Source organism: Luteimonas sp. MJ250, assembly GCF_039548455.1.
Taxonomy (GTDB): domain Bacteria; phylum Pseudomonadota; class Gammaproteobacteria; order Xanthomonadales; family Xanthomonadaceae; genus Luteimonas.
Map to the genome: position 1 here is coordinate 56,200 of NZ_JBCLVB010000011.1, position 18,532 is coordinate 74,731.

An 18,532-nucleotide genomic window follows, 5' to 3' on the forward strand; every position below is an offset into this window, starting at 1 on the left:
ACAAAGGGCAATCGCGGCTGTCGCCGCTCACACAGGGGCACGGGCCCTCCAGCGGGGGAGGGTGTCCTTCAGCAGGGGGCCGCGCGGCTAGCGGTGGTGCTGCGCCAGGTAGTCGCTGGACTGCATCTCGATCAGGCGCGAGGCGGTGCGTTCGAACGCACCCGCCAGGCGCTCGCCTCCGTACAGCGCGTGCGGCGCGGCCGCGGCGGTACAGACCAGCTTGACGTTGCGGTCGTAGGCTTCGTCGATGAAGGTGACGAAGCGGCGCGCGGCGTCGTCGCGCGTGGCCGCCATCACCGGCACCCTGCCCAGCAGGACGGTGTGGAATTCGCTCGCGATCCCGATGTAGTCCGAGGCCGCGCGCGGGCCCTCGCACAGCGCCTCGAAGTCGAACCAGGCCATGCCCGGGCAGCGCGCACGGGTGGGGATGCGCCGGCCGTCGAGCTCGATCGACCCTTCGCGATGCGCGTCGTCGCCGCCAAGCGCATGCCAGCGCGCGTCCAGCCAGGCGTCGGACCCGGCATCCAGCGGCGCGCGGTAGACCGGCGACCGCGTCAGCTCGCGCAGCCGATAGTCGGTGTCGCTGATGATCTCGACGACCTGGCAGTGCCGCTCCAGCAGGTCGATCGCCGGCAGGAAGCGCGCGCGCTGCAGGCCGTCGGCGTACAGGCCGGACGGTGCGATGTTGGAGGTCGTCACCAGCACGATGCCCTCGGCGAACATGCGATCCAGCACCCGTGCCAGCAGCATGGCGTCGCCGATGTCGCTGACGAAGAACTCGTCCAGCACCAGCACGCGCAGCGAGCGCCGCCACTCGGCCACGATCGCCGCCAGCGGGTCGCGTTCGCCGGCATGTTCGCGCAGGCGCTCATGGACCGCGCGCATGAAGCGGTGGAAGTGGGTGCGGCGCTTGCCGTTGCCGCCGCTTCCGCCGGCATCGAGCTTGGCCACCGGCAGCGGCAGCCCGGCGTAGAACAGGTCGACCATGAAGGTCTTGCCGCGGCCGACCCCTCCCCACAGATACAGGCCCTGCGGCGCAGGCTCGCCGCCGCCGAAGGTGCGCGCGAGCCAGCCGCGGCGTGGGGTGCCGGCCACGGCCTCATGCACGCGATCGAGCGCGGCCAGCGGCGCGTGCTGGGCGGGGTCGTCGTCCCAGTCGCCGCGCGCCACGCCCTCGCGGTAGGCCTGCGACGGACGCGCGGCGTCCGCTGCTTCAGCCATTGGCTGCCGGCAGGTGGCGTCGCGTGCCGCTCTTGATCGCGCCGCGCAGGTCGATGAGCTTGCGGTGGAAGAAATGGCTGGTGTCGGGCATCCGCACCAGCTCCGGCTCGGCCTTGAGGCGGTCGAGCCAGTCGAAGACGGCCTGCGGGTCGACGATTTCATCGGCCTCGCCCTGGACCACCAGCCACGGCATCGTCGGGGTGGCGATGCTGTCGAAGTCCCAGCGACCGGCAGGGGGGGCGATCGAGATCAGCATCGAGGGCTGCAGCTCCGCCGCCATCGCCAGGCTGACGTAGGCGCCGAAGCTGAAGCCGGCCAGCCAGAGCTGGTCGCCTGGGCGCGCCGCGCGCACCCATTCGGCCACCGCGCGCAGGTCGCCGCGCTCGCCGTCGCCCTTGTCGAATTCGCCCTCCGAGGCACCGGTGCCGCGGAAGTTGAAGCGCACCGTGGTCACGCCAAGCTCGCGCAGCGCGCGCGCGGCCATGGTCACCACCTTGTTGTGCATGGTGCCGCCCTCGGTGGGCAGCGGGTGGCAGATCACGGCGGTTACCGGCAGCCGGGCAACGTCGTTGTCCGGCAGGTCTACAGCCACCTCAAGCGCGCCGGCGGGGCCGGTCAGGGTCAGGGGGCCGGAGGCATCGGGAAATGGCAGGTGCTCGCTCATGGGCTCAATGATAGTCGCCCCGCTGTTCGGGGGCGGTGGTCGCGCTGCCACGTCCGCAGCCGAAGCCCGCGGTCTATCGCGTACGCAGCCGCAGCCCCACGATCACCGGATCATGGTCGGAGGCGCGCCAGGGCGCGGTGCTGGTTTCGCCGTCGTTGGTGGCCGGATCGACGACGTTTGGCGCCTCATCGGCATTGCTGTGCCAGATGGCGGCGTCCTGCAGGCGCCCGCCCAGGGCCGGGCTCAGCAGGGCGTGGTCGAGGCGGCCGGCCTGGGCGTCGTAGACGTAGGTGTAGGGCCGTCCGCCATCGGCGGCGGCCAGGGCGTCGTGCCAGCCGGCATCGATGAAGCCGCGCACGGGATCTTCCATGGCATAGGCGTTGAGGTCGCCCAGCACCGCGACCAGATCGCTGCCGCTGCCGGTCGGGTCGCCGGCAAGCCAGGCGCGCAGCGCCGTGCCCGATGCGCGACGGGTGGCGTTGAAGCAGGCCTGGCCGTCGCCCTGGTCGAGGTCGGCGCCGGCGGCGTCGCGGCAGCCCTTGGACTTGAAGTGGTTGGCGACCACCACGAACGCCGGGCCGTTGCCGGCGCGGAAGGCCTGGGCCAGCGGCGCACGGCTGAGCGGGCCGAAGGGACCGGCCTCGAGCGTGGCCGGCCGGCCAATCGCCTCGACGCGCTCTGCGCGGTAGATGATGCCGACCCGGATCGGATTGTCGCCGGGACCGGTGCCGGCATCGACGAAGCGCCAGCGCAGGCCGTCCGGGTCCAGCGCGGCGACCAGCCGGGCGAGGCTGGAATCGGCGTCGTAGCCGTCGTTCTCAAGCTCCAGCAGGGCAACCACGTCGGCATCGAGCGAGCCGAGCGTGGCCACCAGGCGCGCGAGCTGCGCCCGGTAGTCCTCCGGCGTGCGCGCACCGCGCGCGGTGGGGAAGCCGCCGCCGCGGCCGTCGCCGTTGAACAGGTTTTCCAGGTTGAGGCTGGCCACGCGGACTTCGCCGGCTACCGTGGGTGCCGCCGGACGCGATGCCGGCTGCAGCACCTCGACGTCGCGCAGATGCAGTCGCGGACCGTCCTTGCCGATCCGGAGGTCGCCCTCGGCGGCTTCAAGCACGCCGCCGCTGCGCCAGGTGCGCGGATGGCCGGCAGCCTGCGCGGGCAGCACCAGGGCAAGGCTGCGCATGCGGTTTGCGGCCGCGATCGCGTGGGCGTCGGCGCCCGGCAGCGCGACCTCGGTCGGCGTCTGCAGGCGCTCGCCGAAAGCGGCGACCACGGTGTTGTCGCGGCCGATGCGGTGGTTGCCCGAGACCACCAGCGGCGCGGTAATGCGCACGCGGCGGCCGTCGTGGATGTTCCAGTCGGCCGGCGGCGCCGCGAGCTCCACCGCGGCAGCGGCCGGCGGTGCCTCGCGGGCGGGCGTGGCAACGCAGCCGGCCAGCGCCAGCGCGGCGGCCAGTGCCGGCAGCAGGAACGGAACGGACGGTGCGGGCGCGCGGTGGCTCATGGCGTTCTCGGGCGAAGACAGGATGCGGAAATGAAAACGCCGCCCGGTGGGGCGGCGTCGACGACCGGTCGGGAGGCCAGCTTACTGCAGGTTTTCCAGCATCCAGTCGACGGTGGCGATGACCTGCTCGTCGGTCAGCGCAGGGTTGCCGCCCTTGGCCGGCATCATGCCGGTGGCGCCGGTGAAGCCTTCGATGGCGTGCCGGTGCATGGTTTCGGTGCCCTGTGCGATGCGCGCCGTCCAGTCCGCCGGCTCCAGCTTCGGCGCGCCGGCGACTCCGGCGGTATGGCAGCCGGCGCACAGGTTGCCGTAGATGACCGAGCCATCGAGCGTGCCGCCGTAGGCGACCTGCGCGGACGCGGCAGCGGCGGCGGCCATGGACGCAGCGGCCTGGGCGGCGGCGCCGGTATCGCCTGCATACACCGCGCCGACAGGCGCGAGCCGGTTGGCGGTGTGCCTGGCGGTCGAGGGATCGACCTCGGTCGGCAGCGACACGTGCACGAAGTAGGACAGGACGATCAACCCGAGTGTCACCACGGTCAGGAAGCCGATCACCAGGGAGAATCGCTTGAGGAAGTCGAGGTCGTAGTTGCGCACGGAACACCATTGACGTGCGTGGCCGGCGGCCACCGCTGCGCTGGATTATAGAGCACAGTCGCCTTGCAACGCAGTGTTCCGGCCTGTTTGCGGGCTGCTGCTAGGATATGCCCTTCGCCGCGCTTCCGATGCCGTCGCCACCAGGGCGATTCCGGGGCGCCCCATGGCGCAGCTGTTCCAGTCGTTCCTCCCCGGCAAGGGTTTCGCCCGGACCTCTTCCGTCCGGCAGGATGTCCTGCGTGCTGCGTCCCGTTCCGGCCCACATGGCCGTCAACCAGGGAGCATCCGCCTGCCCGTGGCCGACCTCACGTTCTATCAACTGAAAACACCCACCGTCCTGCTGCTGATGCTCGCCTTCTATGGCGGAACGTTCCTGATGTCCACGCGCATCGCGCGCCGGAGCGAGAACGTCGACGGCTACATGAACTCCAACGGCGCGGTGGGTTTCGGCATCTCCGCCGCCAGCATGACCGCCACCTGGATCTGGGCGGCTTCCTTCTACGCAGCGGCCACGTCGGGCTACAAATACGGCATCTCCGGGCCGATCCATTACGGCCTGTGGGGCGCGCTGATGATCCTTTTCATCTATCCCTTCGGCCGCCGCTTCCGCGAGGTCGCGCCCGAAGCGCACACGCTGGCCGAGATCATGCACGCCCGCCACGGGCGCTCCAGCCAGCTGATCCTCGCCGGCTCCAACATCGCCGGCAGCGTGATCAGCCTGATGGCCAACTTCACCGCCGCAGGCGCCCTGGTGGCGATGCTGTCGCCGCTGGACTTCGTGCACGGGGTGGTGATCGCCGGCGTCGGCACGCTGTCGTACACGCTGTGGTCGGGCTTCCGCGCATCGATCATGACCGACGTCGTCCAGGTGGCCGCGATGCTCGGCGCCGCGGCGCTGATCATCCCGCTGGTGTTCTTCAACGCCGGCGGCATCGACGCGGTGGCGCAGGGCTGGGACCGCCTCAGCGCCGAGCAGGCGACGATGTTCTCGAAGACCGCGTTCCTGGAGCAGGGCGCGCCGTACTTCGTGGCGGTGCTGGCCTATGCCATCGGCAACCAGACCATCGCCCAGCGCCTGTTCGCGGTGCGCGAGGACCTGATCAAGCCCACGTTCCTGACCGCCACCATCAGCTACGGCGCCACCGTCATCGGCCTGGGCATGCTGGGCGTGGTGGCGCTGATGGTCGGCATCGAACCCGCCGGCGGCGACCACAACAACCTGATCCCGCAGATGGCATCGAGCTACCTGGGGCCGGTGATGATCGGCGTGTTCTTCATCATGGTGATCGGCTCGCTGTCGTCCACCGCCGACTCCGACCTTGCCGCGCTGTCGTCGATCATGATGACCGACATCTACGGCAAGAACCTGGCGCGCGGCCGCGTCAACCCGGCCACCATGCTGTGGGTGGGGCGCATCACCATGATCGTGGCCACCACCGCGGGCCTGGTCTTCGCCAGCTTCCGGATCGACATTCTTTCGCTGCTGGTGTTCGTGGGCGCGCTGTGGGGCTCGATCGTGTTCCCGGTGATCGCCAGCGTCTACTGGAAGAAGGTCAACAACCGCGCCTTCACTACCGCGGTGCTGGTGTCGCTGGTCGCGTTCACCGTGGCGCGTTTCGAACTGCTGCCGATCGCGGGAATGTATGCGCTGGTACTCGAGGCGTTCGCGACCGTCGGCGCCGGCGTGGTCCTGGGCTTGATGGCCTTCGGCTTCTTCGGCAAGCACGCCGGACTGGCCGTGGGCGCGCTGGCGATACTGGCGCTGGCGCCCTTCACCTTCGGCTTCCTGCGCGACTACCCGGTGCTGTTGAGTTCGCTCAACGCCTATGGTGTCAGCACCGTGGTGTGCGCGCTGCTCAGCTTCCGCAGCGACGAGGACTTCGACTTTGCCCTGATCGCCAGGCGCGTGCGCAACTTCGATGACGATGAAGACACCGGCACCGGCGGCAGTGCCGCGGTGCGGCCGGTGCAGACCCCGGGGGTGGCCCGATGAGAGACCTGTTGATGGTGGCCTATGTGCTGGTCTGGCCGGTGATCGTGCTGGTGATGATGTTCATCATGGGCCGCGGCGTGTGGCGCGACGTGCGCCGCGCGCGGCGCAAGGGCGAGGAGCTGGTGTGAGCGTCGCGGTGTGGCGCCACCACGACCCCGTAGCAGCGGCTGCAGTGCTTACGCTTCGCCGGAACTGCCGATCCGCAGCGAGATCTGCGCGATACGCCTGACGATGCTGTCCGTCGCGGCCGCCGCTTCTTCGAACAGATCACCTTCGGCCGTGGCCATGACCGCTTCGAGCACATCCGCCAGCGCTTCCAGTGGCTTTTGTGCATCGACCAGCAGGTGGCGCGGATCCTCGTCACCGGGCGCGCCCGCCGTGGGCGACGCGGACGCTTCGGGGCCTGCCGCTTCACCTGGCGTCCCCTCGCGCGCCACCGCGGGGATGGAACGCTGCAGCAGGCGCGCGCTGGCCCCGTCGCCGGCGCGTTCCAGGCGAGGTACCAGCGCACGATGCGTCGCGGCGATCGCCGCCTCGTGCTGGGCCAGGACCTCGCGCAGCAGCTCGGTCGAATCGATCTGAAGCTGCGGCTGCAGCGGCGCCGCAGTCCGGCGCTCGCGGTGATACGCCCGGCGCCGCCAGCGGCGCAGCAGGGCTGCGTGCCGGAGCTCCTCGCCGCCGAGCTTCTCGGCCTCCGCCCTGATCTGCGCGTCTTGCGCGTGGGCGGCCAGGTAGGCGTAGAGGGAAAACGCGCGCTCTTCGTTCTCGACCGCCACCGCGAAAGCCCGGTACGGCGTCAGCAATGCGCTTCCGGATATCTCGTCCCAGGAGCTGGACAGGTCGGCCGGCAGGAGCCATTCGTAATCGTCCGCTGCAACCGCAGGCTCGCCAACCGAAGCAGCCCATCGATCGACGGCCGCCACGTGGCTGCGCTCCTCTTCCAGCATTGCTCGAAACGCCGCGGCGGTCGCGGGCTCTCCGCGACGGTCCATCAGCTCCGCGAGCAGTGCGTAACGCCGGACCGCTTCGTCCTCGATGGCCTTTGCGATCCCCACCAGCGTGGGCATGTCGACCACGTCGATGCCGGGATCGGCGCGCAGCCGCGACCGTCGCCGCGCGCGTTCCACGGACCCGAAGCGGCGTTGGTCGCCACTGTCCCGGCCGAGCGAAAGCGGGTCGGTCGTATCGCTGTCGGGACGTGTTCGACCCATTTCAAAACCCCGCTTATACTCCGCGTGGACGAAGCCGCGCATGTCGACACCAGCAGTGCGGCGTCATCATCCCATACGCACCGCGAGGAGTGGATCTTGGGGCATCCCCCCGGCATGGCGTGGCGCGTTGTGCTTGCCATGGTCCTGTTGACCGCGATGTCGTGGCTGCCGGCGGTCGCGCAGTCGGCGGCCACTTTCGACACGTTCGTGAACCAGGTCACGCCCGGTGAACTGGTGCCAGGCGCCGACCGCTTCGGGCCGACCCGGGAGTCGCCGCCGGTCGCGCAGGTGTTCCGCGGCGACCAACTGGCTGGCTACGCCTACCTGAACACGCAGTACGTCAACGCGAACGGATATTCCAGCAAGCCGATCCACATCCTGGTCGGGCTCGACACGGCCGGCACCATCACCGGCATCAGGATGGTCGCGCACAGTGAACCGATCGTGCTGATCGGCATACCCGAGCAGCGCGTCGTCGATTACCTGGCTCCTTTCGTCGGCTACAACCCGCTGCAGGCCGCCGCCACGGGAGCCGGGCCACCGCGTGTGGACCTGGTGAGCGGCGCCACCGTGACCGTGCTGGTGATGGGGGAAAGCGTCACGAGATCGGCAGCGCGGGTGGCCCGCCTGCTGGGCCTGGACGGCGGCCAGCCGGCTGCGGCCGCGGCTGCGGGCGAGGCGCCGCAAGCCCGCGCCGTGGACGCGGAGGCCGGCTCGATCGCCGGCTGGCAGGAACTGCTCGACGAGGGCGCGGTCTCGCACCTGCACCTGACCGTAGGCGAGGTCAACGACAGCTTCGCCGAAGCCGGCGACCCGGAGGCCGCGCGGCGTCCGCAGGCCGGCGCGCCGGACGATCCGTTCATTGATCTTTACGTGGCGCTGGTGTCGCAGCCGGCAATCGGACGCAGCCTGCTGGGCGAAAGCGAATACGCCAGCATGCTGCGGATGCTGGCGCCCGGCCAGCAGGCCATCCTGGTCGGCGGGTCAGGCATCTATTCGTTCAAGGGGTCCGGGTATGTCCGCGGCGGCATCTTCGACCGCATCGAGCTGATCCAGGGTGCCGAGACGATCCGCTTCCGTGACCAGTTCCATCGGCGCGTGGGTGCCCTCGGGGCCGAGGGCGCGCCTTCGTTGAGGGAAATCGGGATCTTCGTCATTCCGGACGGCAGCGAGTTCGATCCGGCGCAGCCCTGGCGCCTGCAGCTGCTCGTGCAGCGGGCGACCGGTGCGTTGACCAAGGCCTTCGTGTCCTTCGACCTGCCCTATTCGATCCCTGCGCAATACACCACGAGCGGTTCCGCACCGGGGTTGGACCCCGCCTCCGCAGCCGGCACGCTGCCCACGGCCGGGCTGGGCGCCGGCACGGGGTCCCACGCGTTCCTCGAGGAGGACACCGATCCCCTGTGGAAACGGATGTGGCAGAGCAAGACCGTCTCCATTGCCGTGCTCGGCGTGATGCTCATCGCGCTGACCCTGATCTTCTTCTTCCAGGATGCCCTGGTGAAGCGCGAGCTGCTCTTCGACCGGATCCGCCTGGCCTACCTCGTGGTCACCCTGTTCTGGCTGGGCTGGGTGGCCCAGGCCCAGCTGTCGGTGGTCAACGTCCTGACATTCGCGACCTCGCTCCGCGATGGTTTCAACTGGTCCTCGTTCCTGGTCGATCCGCTGATCTTCATCCTGTGGTGTTCGGTCGCGGTGGCGCTGATCTTCTGGGGACGCGGGGCGTTCTGCGGCTGGCTGTGCCCTTTCGGTGCCCTGCAGGAGCTGACCAACCGGGTCGCCAAGGCGCTGAAGGTGCCGCAGCTGAAGATCCCGTGGGGCGTCCACCAGCGCATGTGGCCGATCAAGTACATCATCTTCCTGGTCCTGTTCGGCGTTTCGCTGGGGTCGCTGGCCTTCGCCGAGCAGCTGGCGGAAGTCGAGCCCTTCAAGACCGCGATCATCCTTCGCTTCATGCGCGAGTGGTGGTTCGTGCTGTTTGCCGTGGCCCTGATCGTCGCCGGGCTCTTTGTCGAGCGCTTCTTCTGCCGGTACCTGTGCCCGCTTGGCGCTGCGCTTGCGATCCCCGGGCGCATGCGGATGTTCGACTGGCTCAAGCGCTACCGCGAGTGCGGCAACCCGTGCATGCGCTGTTTCAAGGAATGCCCGGTGGAAGCGATCCACCCCGAAGGCCACATCAACCCGAACGAGTGCATCTCGTGCCTGCACTGCCAGGTGCTGTACCACAGTGATACCAAGTGCCCGGTCCAGATCCAGCGCCGGCTCAAGCGCGAAAGGCGCGCGGCGGCCTCGAAGTCAATACCGCTGGCGGTGCTGCCCGCAGACGGCGACCAGACCGCAGCAGCCGATGCCAGTCAGTGAACCCCGCTGCATGGATCCAATTCCCAATGGAGAAACGAACGTGAGTGACGACAAGAGCAAATCGATCGACCCGGCGGCCGACACGTCGCTGCCGAATTCCGGCCGGAGGGCGATGCTGACGGGCAGTGTGGCTCTGGCAGCCGGCGCTGCCGCCACCGGCCTCCTGGCCGGCTGCGGCGACAGGAGCGCGTCCGGCAACGGCACCGGCGCGGCGGCCGGCGCGGCGCCCGCGGGCGGCGGCACGGCCACGTCGGATGCGGCGGCCAAGATCCACATCGCACCCGGCGAACTCGACGAGTACTACGGATTCCTTTCCGGCGGGCAGAGCGGCGAACTGCGCATCATCGGCATGCCGTCGATGCGCGAGCTGATGCGGATCCCGGTGTTCAACCGCTGCAGCGCCACCGGCTGGGGCCAGACCAACGAGAGCCTCAAGGTGCTCACCGAAGGCCTGACGCCGCAGACGAGGGAATTCCTCAGCACCCGCGGCGGGACCCACTTCAACGGCGACCTGCACCACCCGCACATGTCGTTCACCGAAGGCAAACACGACGGCCGCTACGTGTTCATGAACGACAAGGCCAACACGCGGGTCGCGCGCGTGCGCTGCGACGTGATGAAGACCGACAAGATCCTCGAGCTGCCGAACCAGCACACCGTGCATGGCATGCGCCTGCAGAAGTACCCGAAGACCGGCTATCTGTTCTGCAACGGCGAAGACAGCGTGCCGCTGCAGAACGACGGCACCAACTTGAATGACCTGGAGCAATACCGCTACATCTTCACCGCGGTCGATGGCGACACGATGCAGGTCGCCTGGCAGGTCATGGTCAGCGGCAACCTGGACAACGTCGATGCCGATTACGACGGCCTGTACGCGTTCGCGACCAGCTACAACTCCGAGGAAGGCATGACGCTGGCGGAAATGTCCGCCGCCGAGCAGGACCACGTCGTCATCTTCGACATCAAGGCGATCGAGGCCGCGGTGGCGAACGGCGAGGCCGAGATGATCAATGGCGCACCGGTCCTGGATGGCCGCAAGCAGGCGAACTCGGCCTTCACCCGCTACGTTCCGGTGTCCAACAGCCCGCACGGCATGAACATGGCGCCCGACCGCATCCACGCCGTCGCCAACGGCAAGCTGTCGCCGACCGTCACCGTGTTCGACGTGCGCAAGTTCCCCGAGCTGTTCGCCGGCACCATCCAGCCGCGTGACACGGTGGTGGCCGAACCCGAGCTCGGCCTGGGTCCGCTGCATACGGCGTTCGACGGGCGCGGCAATGCCTACACCACGCTGTTCATCGACAGCCAGCTGGTGAAGTGGAATATCGAGAAGGCCGTGCAGCTGTTCAACGGCGAGGACGTCGACCCGATCATCCAGAAGCTTGACGTGCAATACCAGCCCGGCCACAACCACACCTCGATGGGCGAGAGCCTGGAAGCCGACGGCAAGTGGCTGATGTCGCTCAACAAGTTCTCCAAGGACCGGTTCCTCAACGTGGGACCGCTCAAGCCGGAGAACGACCAGCTGATCGACATCTCCGGCGACGAGATGGTGCTGGTGCACGACGGCCCGTCGTTCGCCGAGCCGCATGACATCGAGATCATCCACCGTTCCAAGGTCAACCCGGTCAACGTCTGGGACCGCAACGACCCGATGTGGGAAGACGCGCGCCGGCAGGCCGCGGCGGATGGCGTCACCCTCGAGGCCGCGGCGCAGGTAATCCGCGACGGCAACAAGGTCCGCGTCTACATGACCTCGGTGGCGCCGGCGTTCAGCCTGACCGACTTCACGGTCAAGCGGGGGGATGAAGTGACCGTGTACGTGACCAACAACGACAGCGTGGAAGACCTCACGCACGGCTTCACGATCGTCAACTACGGCGTGGCCATGGAAGTCGGTCCGCAGGCCACGGCGTCGGTCACCTTCACCGCCGACCGCCCCGGTGTGTACTGGTACTACTGCCAGTGGTTCTGCCACGCCATGCATATGGAAATGAAGGGGCGGATGCTGGTCGAGGCCTGAGCGGATGCGGTACCTGCTTCACCCGGCGGCCCGGTGCAACCGGCGCCGCCCGCCCGGCATGGGCGGTCGCCGCGCAGCGGCGGTCGCTGATGCCCTTGTGTGCGTTGTCGGCATGGCCTGGACCGTGGTCGCGGCCCAGGCGTTCGCCGCCGAGCTTCGGGTGGCACCTGGCGTCCCGCTCCAGTCGGTGATCGAAGCCGCGGCGCCAGGCGACACCGTTCGCCTGGAGGCCGGCCGGCACGCAGGCCCGGTCGTCATCGACAGGGCACTCTCGCTGGTCGGCGAGCCCGGCGCGGTGCTGTCCGGGCCCGGTGCCGGCAGCGTGGTCACGGTCACGGCCCCGGATGTGCGCGTCCACGGGCTCCAGATCAGCGGGTCGGGCACCGACCTGGCGGCGATGGACTCGGCGATCCTGGTCCAGGAGTCCGCGTCGCGGGCAGACGTGCGTGACAACAAGCTGGTCGACAACCTGTTCGGCGTTTATCTCCATGGAGCCGCAGGCTCGATCGTGGAAGGCAACGTCATCACCGGGTTCAAGGACATGCGCCTGGCAGAAGCCGGCAACGGCGTCACGATCTGGAACGCCCCCGGCGCCGAGGTGATCGGCAACACCATCAGCCATGGCCGCGACGGCATCTACGTCAGGGTCAGCAACCGGAACACCTTCCGGGACAACACCTTTTCCAACCTGCGCTTCGCGATCCACTACATGTACACCCACGACAGCCGGATCATCGGCAACACGTCCCGCGGCAACCACGTCGGCTGGGCGATCATGTTTTCCAAGGGCCTGGAAATCCGCGACAACGTGTCCATCAACGACAGGGACCATGGCCTGATGCTCAACGCCACCAATGATTCGCGGGTGGTTGGCAACACGGTCCGCAACGGCGGCGAAAAGTGCGTGTTCATCTACAACGCCAACCAGAACCAGATGACGGACAACTGGTTCGAGGGCTGCCCGATCGGCGTCCATTTCACCGCTGGCTCCGAAGGCAACGCCCTGAGTGGCAACGCATTCGTGGCCAACCGGATGCAGATCAAATACGTGGGCACGCGCCACATGGACTGGGCGTCGGAGGGTCGGGGCAATTACTGGAGCGACAATCCGGCTTATGACCTGGATGGCGACGGCATCGGCGACCGGCCGTACCGGCCCAACGACGTGATGGACGAGATCTTGTGGACACTGCCGCAGGCCAAGGCGCTGGTGAGCAGCCCGGCGGTGCAGATGGTGCGCTGGGCACAGTCGCGCTTCCCCGCCCTGTCCACGGGCGGCGTGGTGGACAGCGCCCCACTCATGCGTCCGCCGCAGATGCCGCAGGATGACGCACGATGAGCGTCATTGCCCAGTGGAACGACGTGACGCGGCGATACGGCGACGTGGTTGCGGTGCAGGACGTCACCCTTGCCCTGCATGCCGGTGAAGCGACCGCCCTGGTCGGCCACAACGGCGCCGGCAAGACCACGCTGATCAAGCTCCTGCTCGGACTCGTGCGGCCCGATGAGGGCACAGTGCGCGTGGCGGGCGTGGACCCGGCCGGTGCCCACGGCGCCGAAGCCCGGCGCACGCTTGGCTTCCTGCCCGAGAACGTCGCCTTCCACGGCGCGATGACCGGCAATGAGCTGATGACGTTCTATGCGGGGCTGAAGCGCCACTCGCCGCGTCGCAACGGCGAACTGCTGGAGATGGTCGGGATCGCGCACGCAGCCAAACGCCGGGTTTCGACCTACTCCAAGGGCATGCGGCAGCGGCTGGGAATTGCACAGGCGCTGATCGGAGAGCCGCGCCTGCTGCTGTTCGACGAGCCGACCAGTGGCCTGGACCCGGCGTCCAGGGTCGATGTGTTCAACACCATCGACATGCTGCGCGGCAGCGGCGCCACGGTACTGGTTTGCACCCACGCCCTGGCCGAGGTCGAGAACCGGGTGGACCGGGTGGCGGTCATGCATCGCGGCAACCTGCTGGCGGCCGGTACCCTGGACGATCTGCGCGAGGGCGCGGTGCCGGATGCAAGGCTCCGCTTGCGCGTGCGCGACGGCAGCCACGATACGGCGCAACTGCTTGCGAGGCTTCCGGCAGGAAGCCAGTGCACGGTGCGTACCGATGGCACGCTCGTGCTCAGCGTGCCGGCTGCGGAAAAGATGGCCGCGCTGCGCACCCTGGCAACAGTCGACGGCATCGAGGACATCACTACGGCGACGCCGGGACTCGAGGATCTTTACCGCCATCTGGTGGAGCAGGAGGCGAGTGCGGCATGAACGTCCTGAAGCTTGCCATGCAGGAGGTGCGGGCCGGGCTGCGAAACCGCTGGGTGGTCGCGACCACGCTGCTGCTGGCCGCGCTGTCGCTGTCACTGGTGCTGCTCGGCAGTGCCCCCACAGGTGCGGTCAGGGCCGACCCGATGGCGGTCGTGGTGGTGAGCCTGGCCAGCCTCACGATCTTCCTGGTGCCCCTGATTGCCCTGCTGCTGTCGTTCGACGCCATCGTGGGCGAGCAGGAGCGCGGCACGCTGATGCTGCTGCTGTCCTATCCGGTGGCACGCTCGCAGGTGGTCGTGGGCAAGGCGCTGGGCCACGTGTGCATCCTGGGCATTGCCACCCTGCTCGGCTATGGCGTCGCGGCGGGCGCGCTGGCCATGGGCAGCGAATCCGACTCGCTTGCCTGGGGCGCCTTCTCGATGATGGTGCTCACCTCGATCATGCTGGGTGCGGCGTTCGTGTCGATGGGCGTGCTGGCCAGCACCCTGGTGCGCGAGCGTGCCACCGCGGCCGGCCTGGCCGTCGGCGCCTGGCTGGTGTTCGTGCTGCTCTACGACACCGCCCTGCTGGGCATCCTGGTAGCCGACCAGGGCCGCTACGTGACCCAGAACGTGCTGGACGCACTGCTGCTGCTCAATCCGGCGGACGTCTACCGGATCTTCAACATGACCGCCAACGACAGCGTGGCCCTCTACAGCGGCCTGGCCGGCCCCGGCAACGCGGCGCCAATGCCCGCGGGCGTCCTGCTCGCGGTACTCGCAGCCTGGGTGGTGGTTCCGTTGGGCCTGGCGGTCCTTGCATTCAGGAGAAGACCGATATGAGGATTGGACGATTGACATGGGCAGCCCTTGGCCTGGCGATGCTGCTGGCCACCGGGTGTGACAGGGCCGGTCCCGCAGGACCGCCTCCGGTCGCCGCCGAAGTCCCGGACGATGCAACCGGCCACTACTGCGGAATGCTGCTCTCCGACCACGAAGGCCCCAAGGGGCAGATCCACCTGGAGAGCCGCGAGGGTCCGATCTGGTTCTCGTCGGTACGCGACACCGTCGCCTTCCTGCGCCTGCCGGAGGAAGCCCGCGACGTGTCGGCGGTCTACGTCAACGACATGGGGCTGGCCCGCAGCTGGGAGCACCCGGAGGCGGGCACCTGGGTGGATGCGCGCAACGCGTGGTTCGTGGTGGAAAGCACCATGACCGGCGGCATGGGCGCGCCGGAGGCGGTGCCGTTCTCCACGGAGCCGGCGGCGGAGACGTTCCGCGCCGAGCACGGCGGGCGGATCGTCCGCCTGGACGGCATTCCCGACGACTACGTCCTCGGGCCGGTGGATCTGTCACCGACGATGCCGGGCGCGATGGACCACGGCGACGGTACGCATGACACTGCCGGGCAACCGGCCGACGGCCACGAACCTGCGGCTGCCGACAGCCATCGGCAGCATCCCGACCACTGAGGATCGAGCCATGCTCAAGCGCCGACGCTTTCTCTCCATCGCCGCCATGTGCGCGGCCATGGGATCCATGCCGGGCGGTCTTGCACTGGCGGCGGTTGCGTCGTCGCTGCGACCCACCGTCTGGAAGGGCGTGGCGCTGGGCGCACCGGCCTCGATGACGCTGGTACACCCCGACCGCCCGCATGCGCAGGCGATGGTCGCCCGCTGCGTGGCCGAGGTCGGGCGGCTTGAATCCGTGTTCAGCCTGTACCGGCCCGATTCCGCACTCTCGCGCCTCAACGCGACCGGCCTGCTGGAGTATCCGCCGACGGAGCTGGTCGAGCTTTTGTCGTTCGGTCTTTCGCTGGCGCAGCGCAGCGGCGGTGCATTCGACCCCACCGTGCAACCGTTGCTGCGGCTGTATTTCGAGCACTTTTCCAGGCCGGATGCGTCGCCGCGGGGTCCGTCGCCCCAGGCCATCGCCCATGCGCGACAGCGCGTCGGATTCGCCGATGTCGAAGTGGGCGCGGCCCGGATACGGCTGGGTCGGCCCGGCGCGGCGATTTCGCTGAATGGCGTGGCGCAGGGCTTCATCACCGATCGGATCGCCGACCTGCTGCTGGCCGACGGGTTCGGCAACGTGCTGATCGACGTGGGCGAGGGGCGCGCGCTCGGACACAGGCCGGATGGCGGGCCCTGGCGCGCCGCGGTGGTCGACCCGACCGACCCGGGCCGCACGCTGTTCGAACTGCCGCTGGGCAGCGACCACGGCGAGCATCGCGCATTGGCAACGTCCGGCGGCTACGGCACGCGCTTCGGGTCCGACCCGGATCTCCATCACCTGCTGGATCCCCGCACCGGCCGCAGCGCCAACCACCATGCGTCGGTGTCGGTCACTGCGCCGCGGGCGACACTCGCCGACGGACTTTCCACCACCCTCTCGATCCTGTCGCCGGCGCGTCGCGGACCGTTGCTCGCGGACTACCCGTCGGTGCGCACCTGGTTCGTCGACGCCGCCGGCCGCGTGACCGGCCCTGACGGCAAACCGGCGGCATAGGCCAGGGACCCCGCAGGGGCTGTCGATCGCGCGTGCCGGTTGAGGGCCTCGGCACCCGCGCGCCCGCTGCAACGCCGAGCGCCGTCGTGGTCGGGAGGCCGTCGCGAGGAAGACCCACAAAAAAAGGCGAGGGCTCGCGCCCCCGCCTTCAACAGTCAGGATGCCGGCTGCCGCTTACTCGACGCTGATGCTGCCGTTCATGAGCGCCGCGTGGCCGGGGAAGCTGCAGAAGAACTTGTAGGGCCCGTCGCCCTGGAGCTCGCTGACCGCGAAGGTGACCGAGGTGGTTTCCCCGCCACCGATCATGTCGGTGTGGGCGATGACCTTGTCGTCATCGGACTTGATGAAGCCCGCCTCGAGGCCGGCCGCCATGCCGTCGGCCGAAACCTGCGCCATGTCGGCCGCCGTGGTCACCACCACGTTGTGGCCCATGGCGGCGACGGGCATCTTGCCCACGTGCTTGAGCGTGATGGTGAACTCGGCGCACGAAGCGGGGACGGTGATGGAATTCACGTTGAACTGCATCGCGTCATTGCCTTCGATCTCGGTTTCACAGCCGTTGATCACCGCGACCTTGCTGCCCTTCGCGGGCGCCTTCGATGTCGCAGCCGGCGTGGTGTCGGCGGCCGGTGGCGTCGCCTCGGCCGGCGTGTCCGCGGCCGGGGCCGCAGGCGATGCGGCATCCGGCGCGGCATCGGTTGCCGCGGGCGGCGACGCCGTCTCGCCACAGGCGGACAGGGCCAGCGCACAGGCGGCGGTCAACACTGCGATCTTGATGTTCATGCATAAACTCCTGGAGGAAGAGGGGGACATGCTTTCGCAAACAACGTTGCGCGCCGTGAAGGGCGCATGCCGGGAGCACAAGATACGCTCAAGGCGCGCCCACCGCCCTGGAGCACCGCGTGGGCCGGGACCCACCGGCTACGTGCCCGATACGGATGGCAGGGCGACGGTGCGGCCTGCCTGGTCGATGCGGACAGTGGAATGGCGCGCCTGGAGGGATTCGAACCCCCGACCAATGGCTTCGGAAGCCACTACTCTATCCGGCTGAGCTACAGGCGCGCAGACCGCCATTTTCCACTATCTGGCGAATTGAAGCGAGAGGCCCGCACGCGGCCCTGGCGGTGCGCTGTCGCGCTGCTGGGTCCGCCGCCTTGGCCACGCCCCGGCGGTACCATATCGGCCATGTCCTACGAACGTTTCGAGGCACGCGTCCCCGCCGCGCCCAGCTGGCGCGAGCGCCCGGGCCTGTATTGGAAGCTGATGCGCGCCGACCGGCCGATCGGCTGGCTGCTGCTGCTCTGGCCGACCTGGTGGGGCCTGTGGATCGCGGCCGGAGGCGTGCCGCCGCTGTGGATACTGTTCGTCTTCAGCGCAGGCGTCTGGCTGACGCGCGGCGCAGGCTGCGTCATCAACGACTACGCCGACCGCTGGCTGGATCCGCACGTCGAGCGCACCCGCGAGCGCCCGCTGGCCACCGGCGCGGTCCGCGGCCGAGAGGCGCTGGCACTGTTCGCGGTACTGATGCTGGCGGCTTTCGCCCTGGTGCTCACGCTCAACCGGCTGACCATCCTGATGAGCTTCGTCGGCGTGTTCCTGGCCGCGAGCTATCCGTACCTGAAGCGCTACACGCACCTGCCTCAGGTCTACCTGGGCATGGCCTTCGGCTGGGGCATCCCGATGGCTTTCGCGGCGGTGCAGGGCGAGGTGCCGCCGGTCGCCTGGGTGCTGTACGCGGCCAACATCCTCTGGTCGACCGCCTATGACACCTGGTACGCGATGGTCGACCGCGACGACGACATCAAGGTCGGCTCGAAGTCGACCGCGGTGCTGTTCGGCGACATGGACCTGGTGGCGCAGGGCGTGCTGTACGCACTGACCTTCCTCGGCCTGGCGCTGGTCGGCCGCCAGGCGGGCCTGGGCACGTGGTACTGGGCCGGCCTGGGCGTGGCGCTTGCGCTGGTGGCCTGGCAGTTCCGGATCTGCCGCAACCGCGAGCGCGGGCCCTGCTTCCGGGCCTTCCTGCACAACCACTGGGTCGGGATGGCGGTGTTCGCCGGCATCGCCGCCGACCTCGCGCTGCGCGGTGGGGCGTGACCGCGGCGCCGGCATCGGCCTTGGCCATGACCGCAGGGGGGCCGGCGCGACCATGACGCGGCCGAGGCATCGACTCTGGCCCAATGGCCGCCGGTCCTCCCGGCCTGGCTCTT

General features: G+C 69.0%; 16 protein-coding genes and 1 tRNA gene. 10 read left to right on the forward strand and 7 right to left on the reverse strand.

Annotated features, from left to right (window positions below):
• Positions 1 to 87: 87 nt before the first annotated feature.
• From zapE to WCE37_RS06960, 4 genes are all read right to left on the reverse strand, one after another.
• Positions 88 to 1,221 carry a cell division protein ZapE gene (zapE, locus tag WCE37_RS06945; RefSeq protein ID WP_343278713.1) on the reverse strand — a complete coding sequence of 378 codons (1,134 nt, stop codon included), beginning with the start codon at positions 1,219 to 1,221 and terminating at the stop codon, positions 88 to 90.
• Positions 1,214 to 1,885, reverse strand: a complete 672-nt coding sequence (locus WCE37_RS06950) for an alpha/beta fold hydrolase (protein WP_343278714.1) — start codon at positions 1,883 to 1,885, stop codon at positions 1,214 to 1,216. The genes zapE and WCE37_RS06950 overlap by 8 nt, the downstream gene beginning before the upstream one ends.
• Positions 1,886 to 1,958: 73 nt before the next feature.
• Positions 1,959 to 3,386 (reverse strand): ExeM/NucH family extracellular endonuclease, encoded by a 1,428-nt coding sequence (locus WCE37_RS06955; RefSeq protein ID WP_343278715.1) that lies wholly within the window; start codon positions 3,384 to 3,386, stop codon positions 1,959 to 1,961.
• Between the two features lie 81 nt (positions 3,387 to 3,467).
• Entirely contained in the window at positions 3,468 to 3,983 is a 516-nt protein-coding gene (locus WCE37_RS06960) for a c-type cytochrome (RefSeq protein WP_343254536.1), read from the reverse strand.
• Positions 3,984 to 4,278: 295 nt separating this feature from the next.
• Between WCE37_RS06960 and WCE37_RS06965 the strand changes: the two genes are divergently transcribed.
• Both WCE37_RS06965 and WCE37_RS06970 read left to right on the forward strand, forming a co-directional pair.
• Positions 4,279 to 5,976 carry a sodium:solute symporter family protein gene (locus WCE37_RS06965; RefSeq protein ID WP_343278716.1) on the forward strand — a complete coding sequence of 566 codons (1,698 nt, stop codon included), beginning with the start codon at positions 4,279 to 4,281 and terminating at the stop codon, positions 5,974 to 5,976.
• Positions 5,973 to 6,104, forward strand: coding sequence for a putative transporter small subunit (locus tag WCE37_RS06970; protein WP_343278717.1), 132 nt, complete (start codon positions 5,973 to 5,975; stop codon positions 6,102 to 6,104). Before WCE37_RS06965 ends, WCE37_RS06970 begins: the two co-directional genes overlap by 4 nt.
• Before the next feature lie 48 nt (positions 6,105 to 6,152).
• Here the strand turns inward: WCE37_RS06970 and WCE37_RS06975 are convergent, their stop codons facing one another.
• Positions 6,153 to 7,229 carry a ferritin family protein gene (locus WCE37_RS06975; protein ID WP_343278718.1) on the reverse strand — a complete coding sequence of 359 codons (1,077 nt, stop codon included), beginning with the start codon at positions 7,227 to 7,229 and terminating at the stop codon, positions 6,153 to 6,155.
• 54 nt (positions 7,230 to 7,283) lie between these two features.
• Between WCE37_RS06975 and WCE37_RS06980 the strand changes: the two genes are divergently transcribed.
• The 7 genes from WCE37_RS06980 (at position 7,284) to WCE37_RS07010 (ending at position 16,322) form a co-directional block, all read left to right on the forward strand.
• On the forward strand, positions 7,284 to 9,548 hold the full coding sequence (locus WCE37_RS06980; RefSeq protein WP_343254532.1) for a 4Fe-4S binding protein: 2,265 nt from the start codon (positions 7,284 to 7,286) through the stop codon (positions 9,546 to 9,548).
• A 40-nt stretch (positions 9,549 to 9,588) separates the two neighbouring features.
• Complete coding sequence (gene nosZ / locus WCE37_RS06985) at positions 9,589 to 11,574, forward strand: TAT-dependent nitrous-oxide reductase (protein WP_343254531.1); 1,986 nt, start codon at positions 9,589 to 9,591, stop codon at positions 11,572 to 11,574.
• A gap of 112 nt (positions 11,575 to 11,686) precedes the next feature.
• Positions 11,687 to 12,913 carry a nitrous oxide reductase family maturation protein NosD gene (locus WCE37_RS06990; RefSeq protein ID WP_343278719.1) on the forward strand — a complete coding sequence of 409 codons (1,227 nt, stop codon included), beginning with the start codon at positions 11,687 to 11,689 and terminating at the stop codon, positions 12,911 to 12,913.
• Positions 12,910 to 13,836 carry an ABC transporter ATP-binding protein gene (locus tag WCE37_RS06995; RefSeq protein WP_343278720.1) on the forward strand — a complete coding sequence of 309 codons (927 nt, stop codon included), beginning with the start codon at positions 12,910 to 12,912 and terminating at the stop codon, positions 13,834 to 13,836. The genes WCE37_RS06990 and WCE37_RS06995 overlap by 4 nt, the downstream gene beginning before the upstream one ends.
• Positions 13,833 to 14,657 carry an ABC transporter permease gene (locus tag WCE37_RS07000; protein WP_343278721.1) on the forward strand — a complete coding sequence of 275 codons (825 nt, stop codon included), beginning with the start codon at positions 13,833 to 13,835 and terminating at the stop codon, positions 14,655 to 14,657. Before WCE37_RS06995 ends, WCE37_RS07000 begins: the two co-directional genes overlap by 4 nt.
• An 11-nt stretch (positions 14,658 to 14,668) precedes the next feature.
• Positions 14,669 to 15,286 (forward strand): nitrous oxide reductase accessory protein NosL, encoded by a 618-nt coding sequence (locus WCE37_RS07005; RefSeq protein WP_343278722.1) that lies wholly within the window; start codon positions 14,669 to 14,671, stop codon positions 15,284 to 15,286.
• A gap of 10 nt (positions 15,287 to 15,296) precedes the next feature.
• Positions 15,297 to 16,322 carry an FAD:protein FMN transferase gene (locus WCE37_RS07010; protein WP_343278723.1) on the forward strand — a complete coding sequence of 342 codons (1,026 nt, stop codon included), beginning with the start codon at positions 15,297 to 15,299 and terminating at the stop codon, positions 16,320 to 16,322.
• A gap of 174 nt (positions 16,323 to 16,496) precedes the next feature.
• On the opposite strand, the gene azu is transcribed toward WCE37_RS07010, so the two are convergent.
• Positions 16,497 to 17,105 carry an azurin gene (azu, locus tag WCE37_RS07015; RefSeq protein WP_343254525.1) on the reverse strand — a complete coding sequence of 203 codons (609 nt, stop codon included), beginning with the start codon at positions 17,103 to 17,105 and terminating at the stop codon, positions 16,497 to 16,499.
• 202 nt (positions 17,106 to 17,307) lie between these two features.
• Positions 17,308 to 17,384, reverse strand: a tRNA-Arg gene (locus WCE37_RS07020).
• A gap of 123 nt (positions 17,385 to 17,507) precedes the next feature.
• On the opposite strand from WCE37_RS07020, the gene ubiA reads away from it, so the two are divergent.
• Entirely contained in the window at positions 17,508 to 18,419 is a 912-nt protein-coding gene (gene ubiA / locus WCE37_RS07025) for a 4-hydroxybenzoate octaprenyltransferase (protein ID WP_343278724.1), read from the forward strand.
• Positions 18,420 to 18,532: the final 113 nt, after the last annotated feature.

Excerpts from the sequence above, each read along its gene's own strand:
- WCE37_RS06975 (WP_343278718.1), bottom strand. The coding sequence starts at position 7,229 with ATGCGCGGCTTCGTCCACGCGGAGTATAAGCGGGGTTTTGAAATGGGT.
- WCE37_RS06990 (WP_343278719.1), top strand. The coding sequence starts at position 11,687 with ATGGCCTGGACCGTGGTCGCGGCCCAGGCGTTCGCCGCCGAGCTTCGG.
- WCE37_RS06970 (WP_343278717.1), top strand. The coding sequence starts at position 5,973 with ATGAGAGACCTGTTGATGGTGGCCTATGTGCTGGTCTGGCCGGTGATC.
- WCE37_RS07010 (WP_343278723.1), top strand. The coding sequence starts at position 15,297 with ATGCTCAAGCGCCGACGCTTTCTCTCCATCGCCGCCATGTGCGCGGCC.
- WCE37_RS07000 (WP_343278721.1), top strand. The coding sequence starts at position 13,833 with ATGAACGTCCTGAAGCTTGCCATGCAGGAGGTGCGGGCCGGGCTGCGA.
- WCE37_RS06950 (WP_343278714.1), bottom strand. The coding sequence starts at position 1,885 with ATGAGCGAGCACCTGCCATTTCCCGATGCCTCCGGCCCCCTGACCCTG.
- WCE37_RS06955 (WP_343278715.1), bottom strand. The coding sequence starts at position 3,386 with ATGAGCCACCGCGCGCCCGCACCGTCCGTTCCGTTCCTGCTGCCGGCA.
- WCE37_RS06995 (WP_343278720.1), top strand. The coding sequence starts at position 12,910 with ATGAGCGTCATTGCCCAGTGGAACGACGTGACGCGGCGATACGGCGAC.
- azu (WP_343254525.1), bottom strand. The coding sequence starts at position 17,105 with ATGAACATCAAGATCGCAGTGTTGACCGCCGCCTGTGCGCTGGCCCTG.
- ubiA (WP_343278724.1), top strand. The coding sequence starts at position 17,508 with ATGTCCTACGAACGTTTCGAGGCACGCGTCCCCGCCGCGCCCAGCTGG.
- zapE (WP_343278713.1), bottom strand. The coding sequence starts at position 1,221 with ATGGCTGAAGCAGCGGACGCCGCGCGTCCGTCGCAGGCCTACCGCGAG.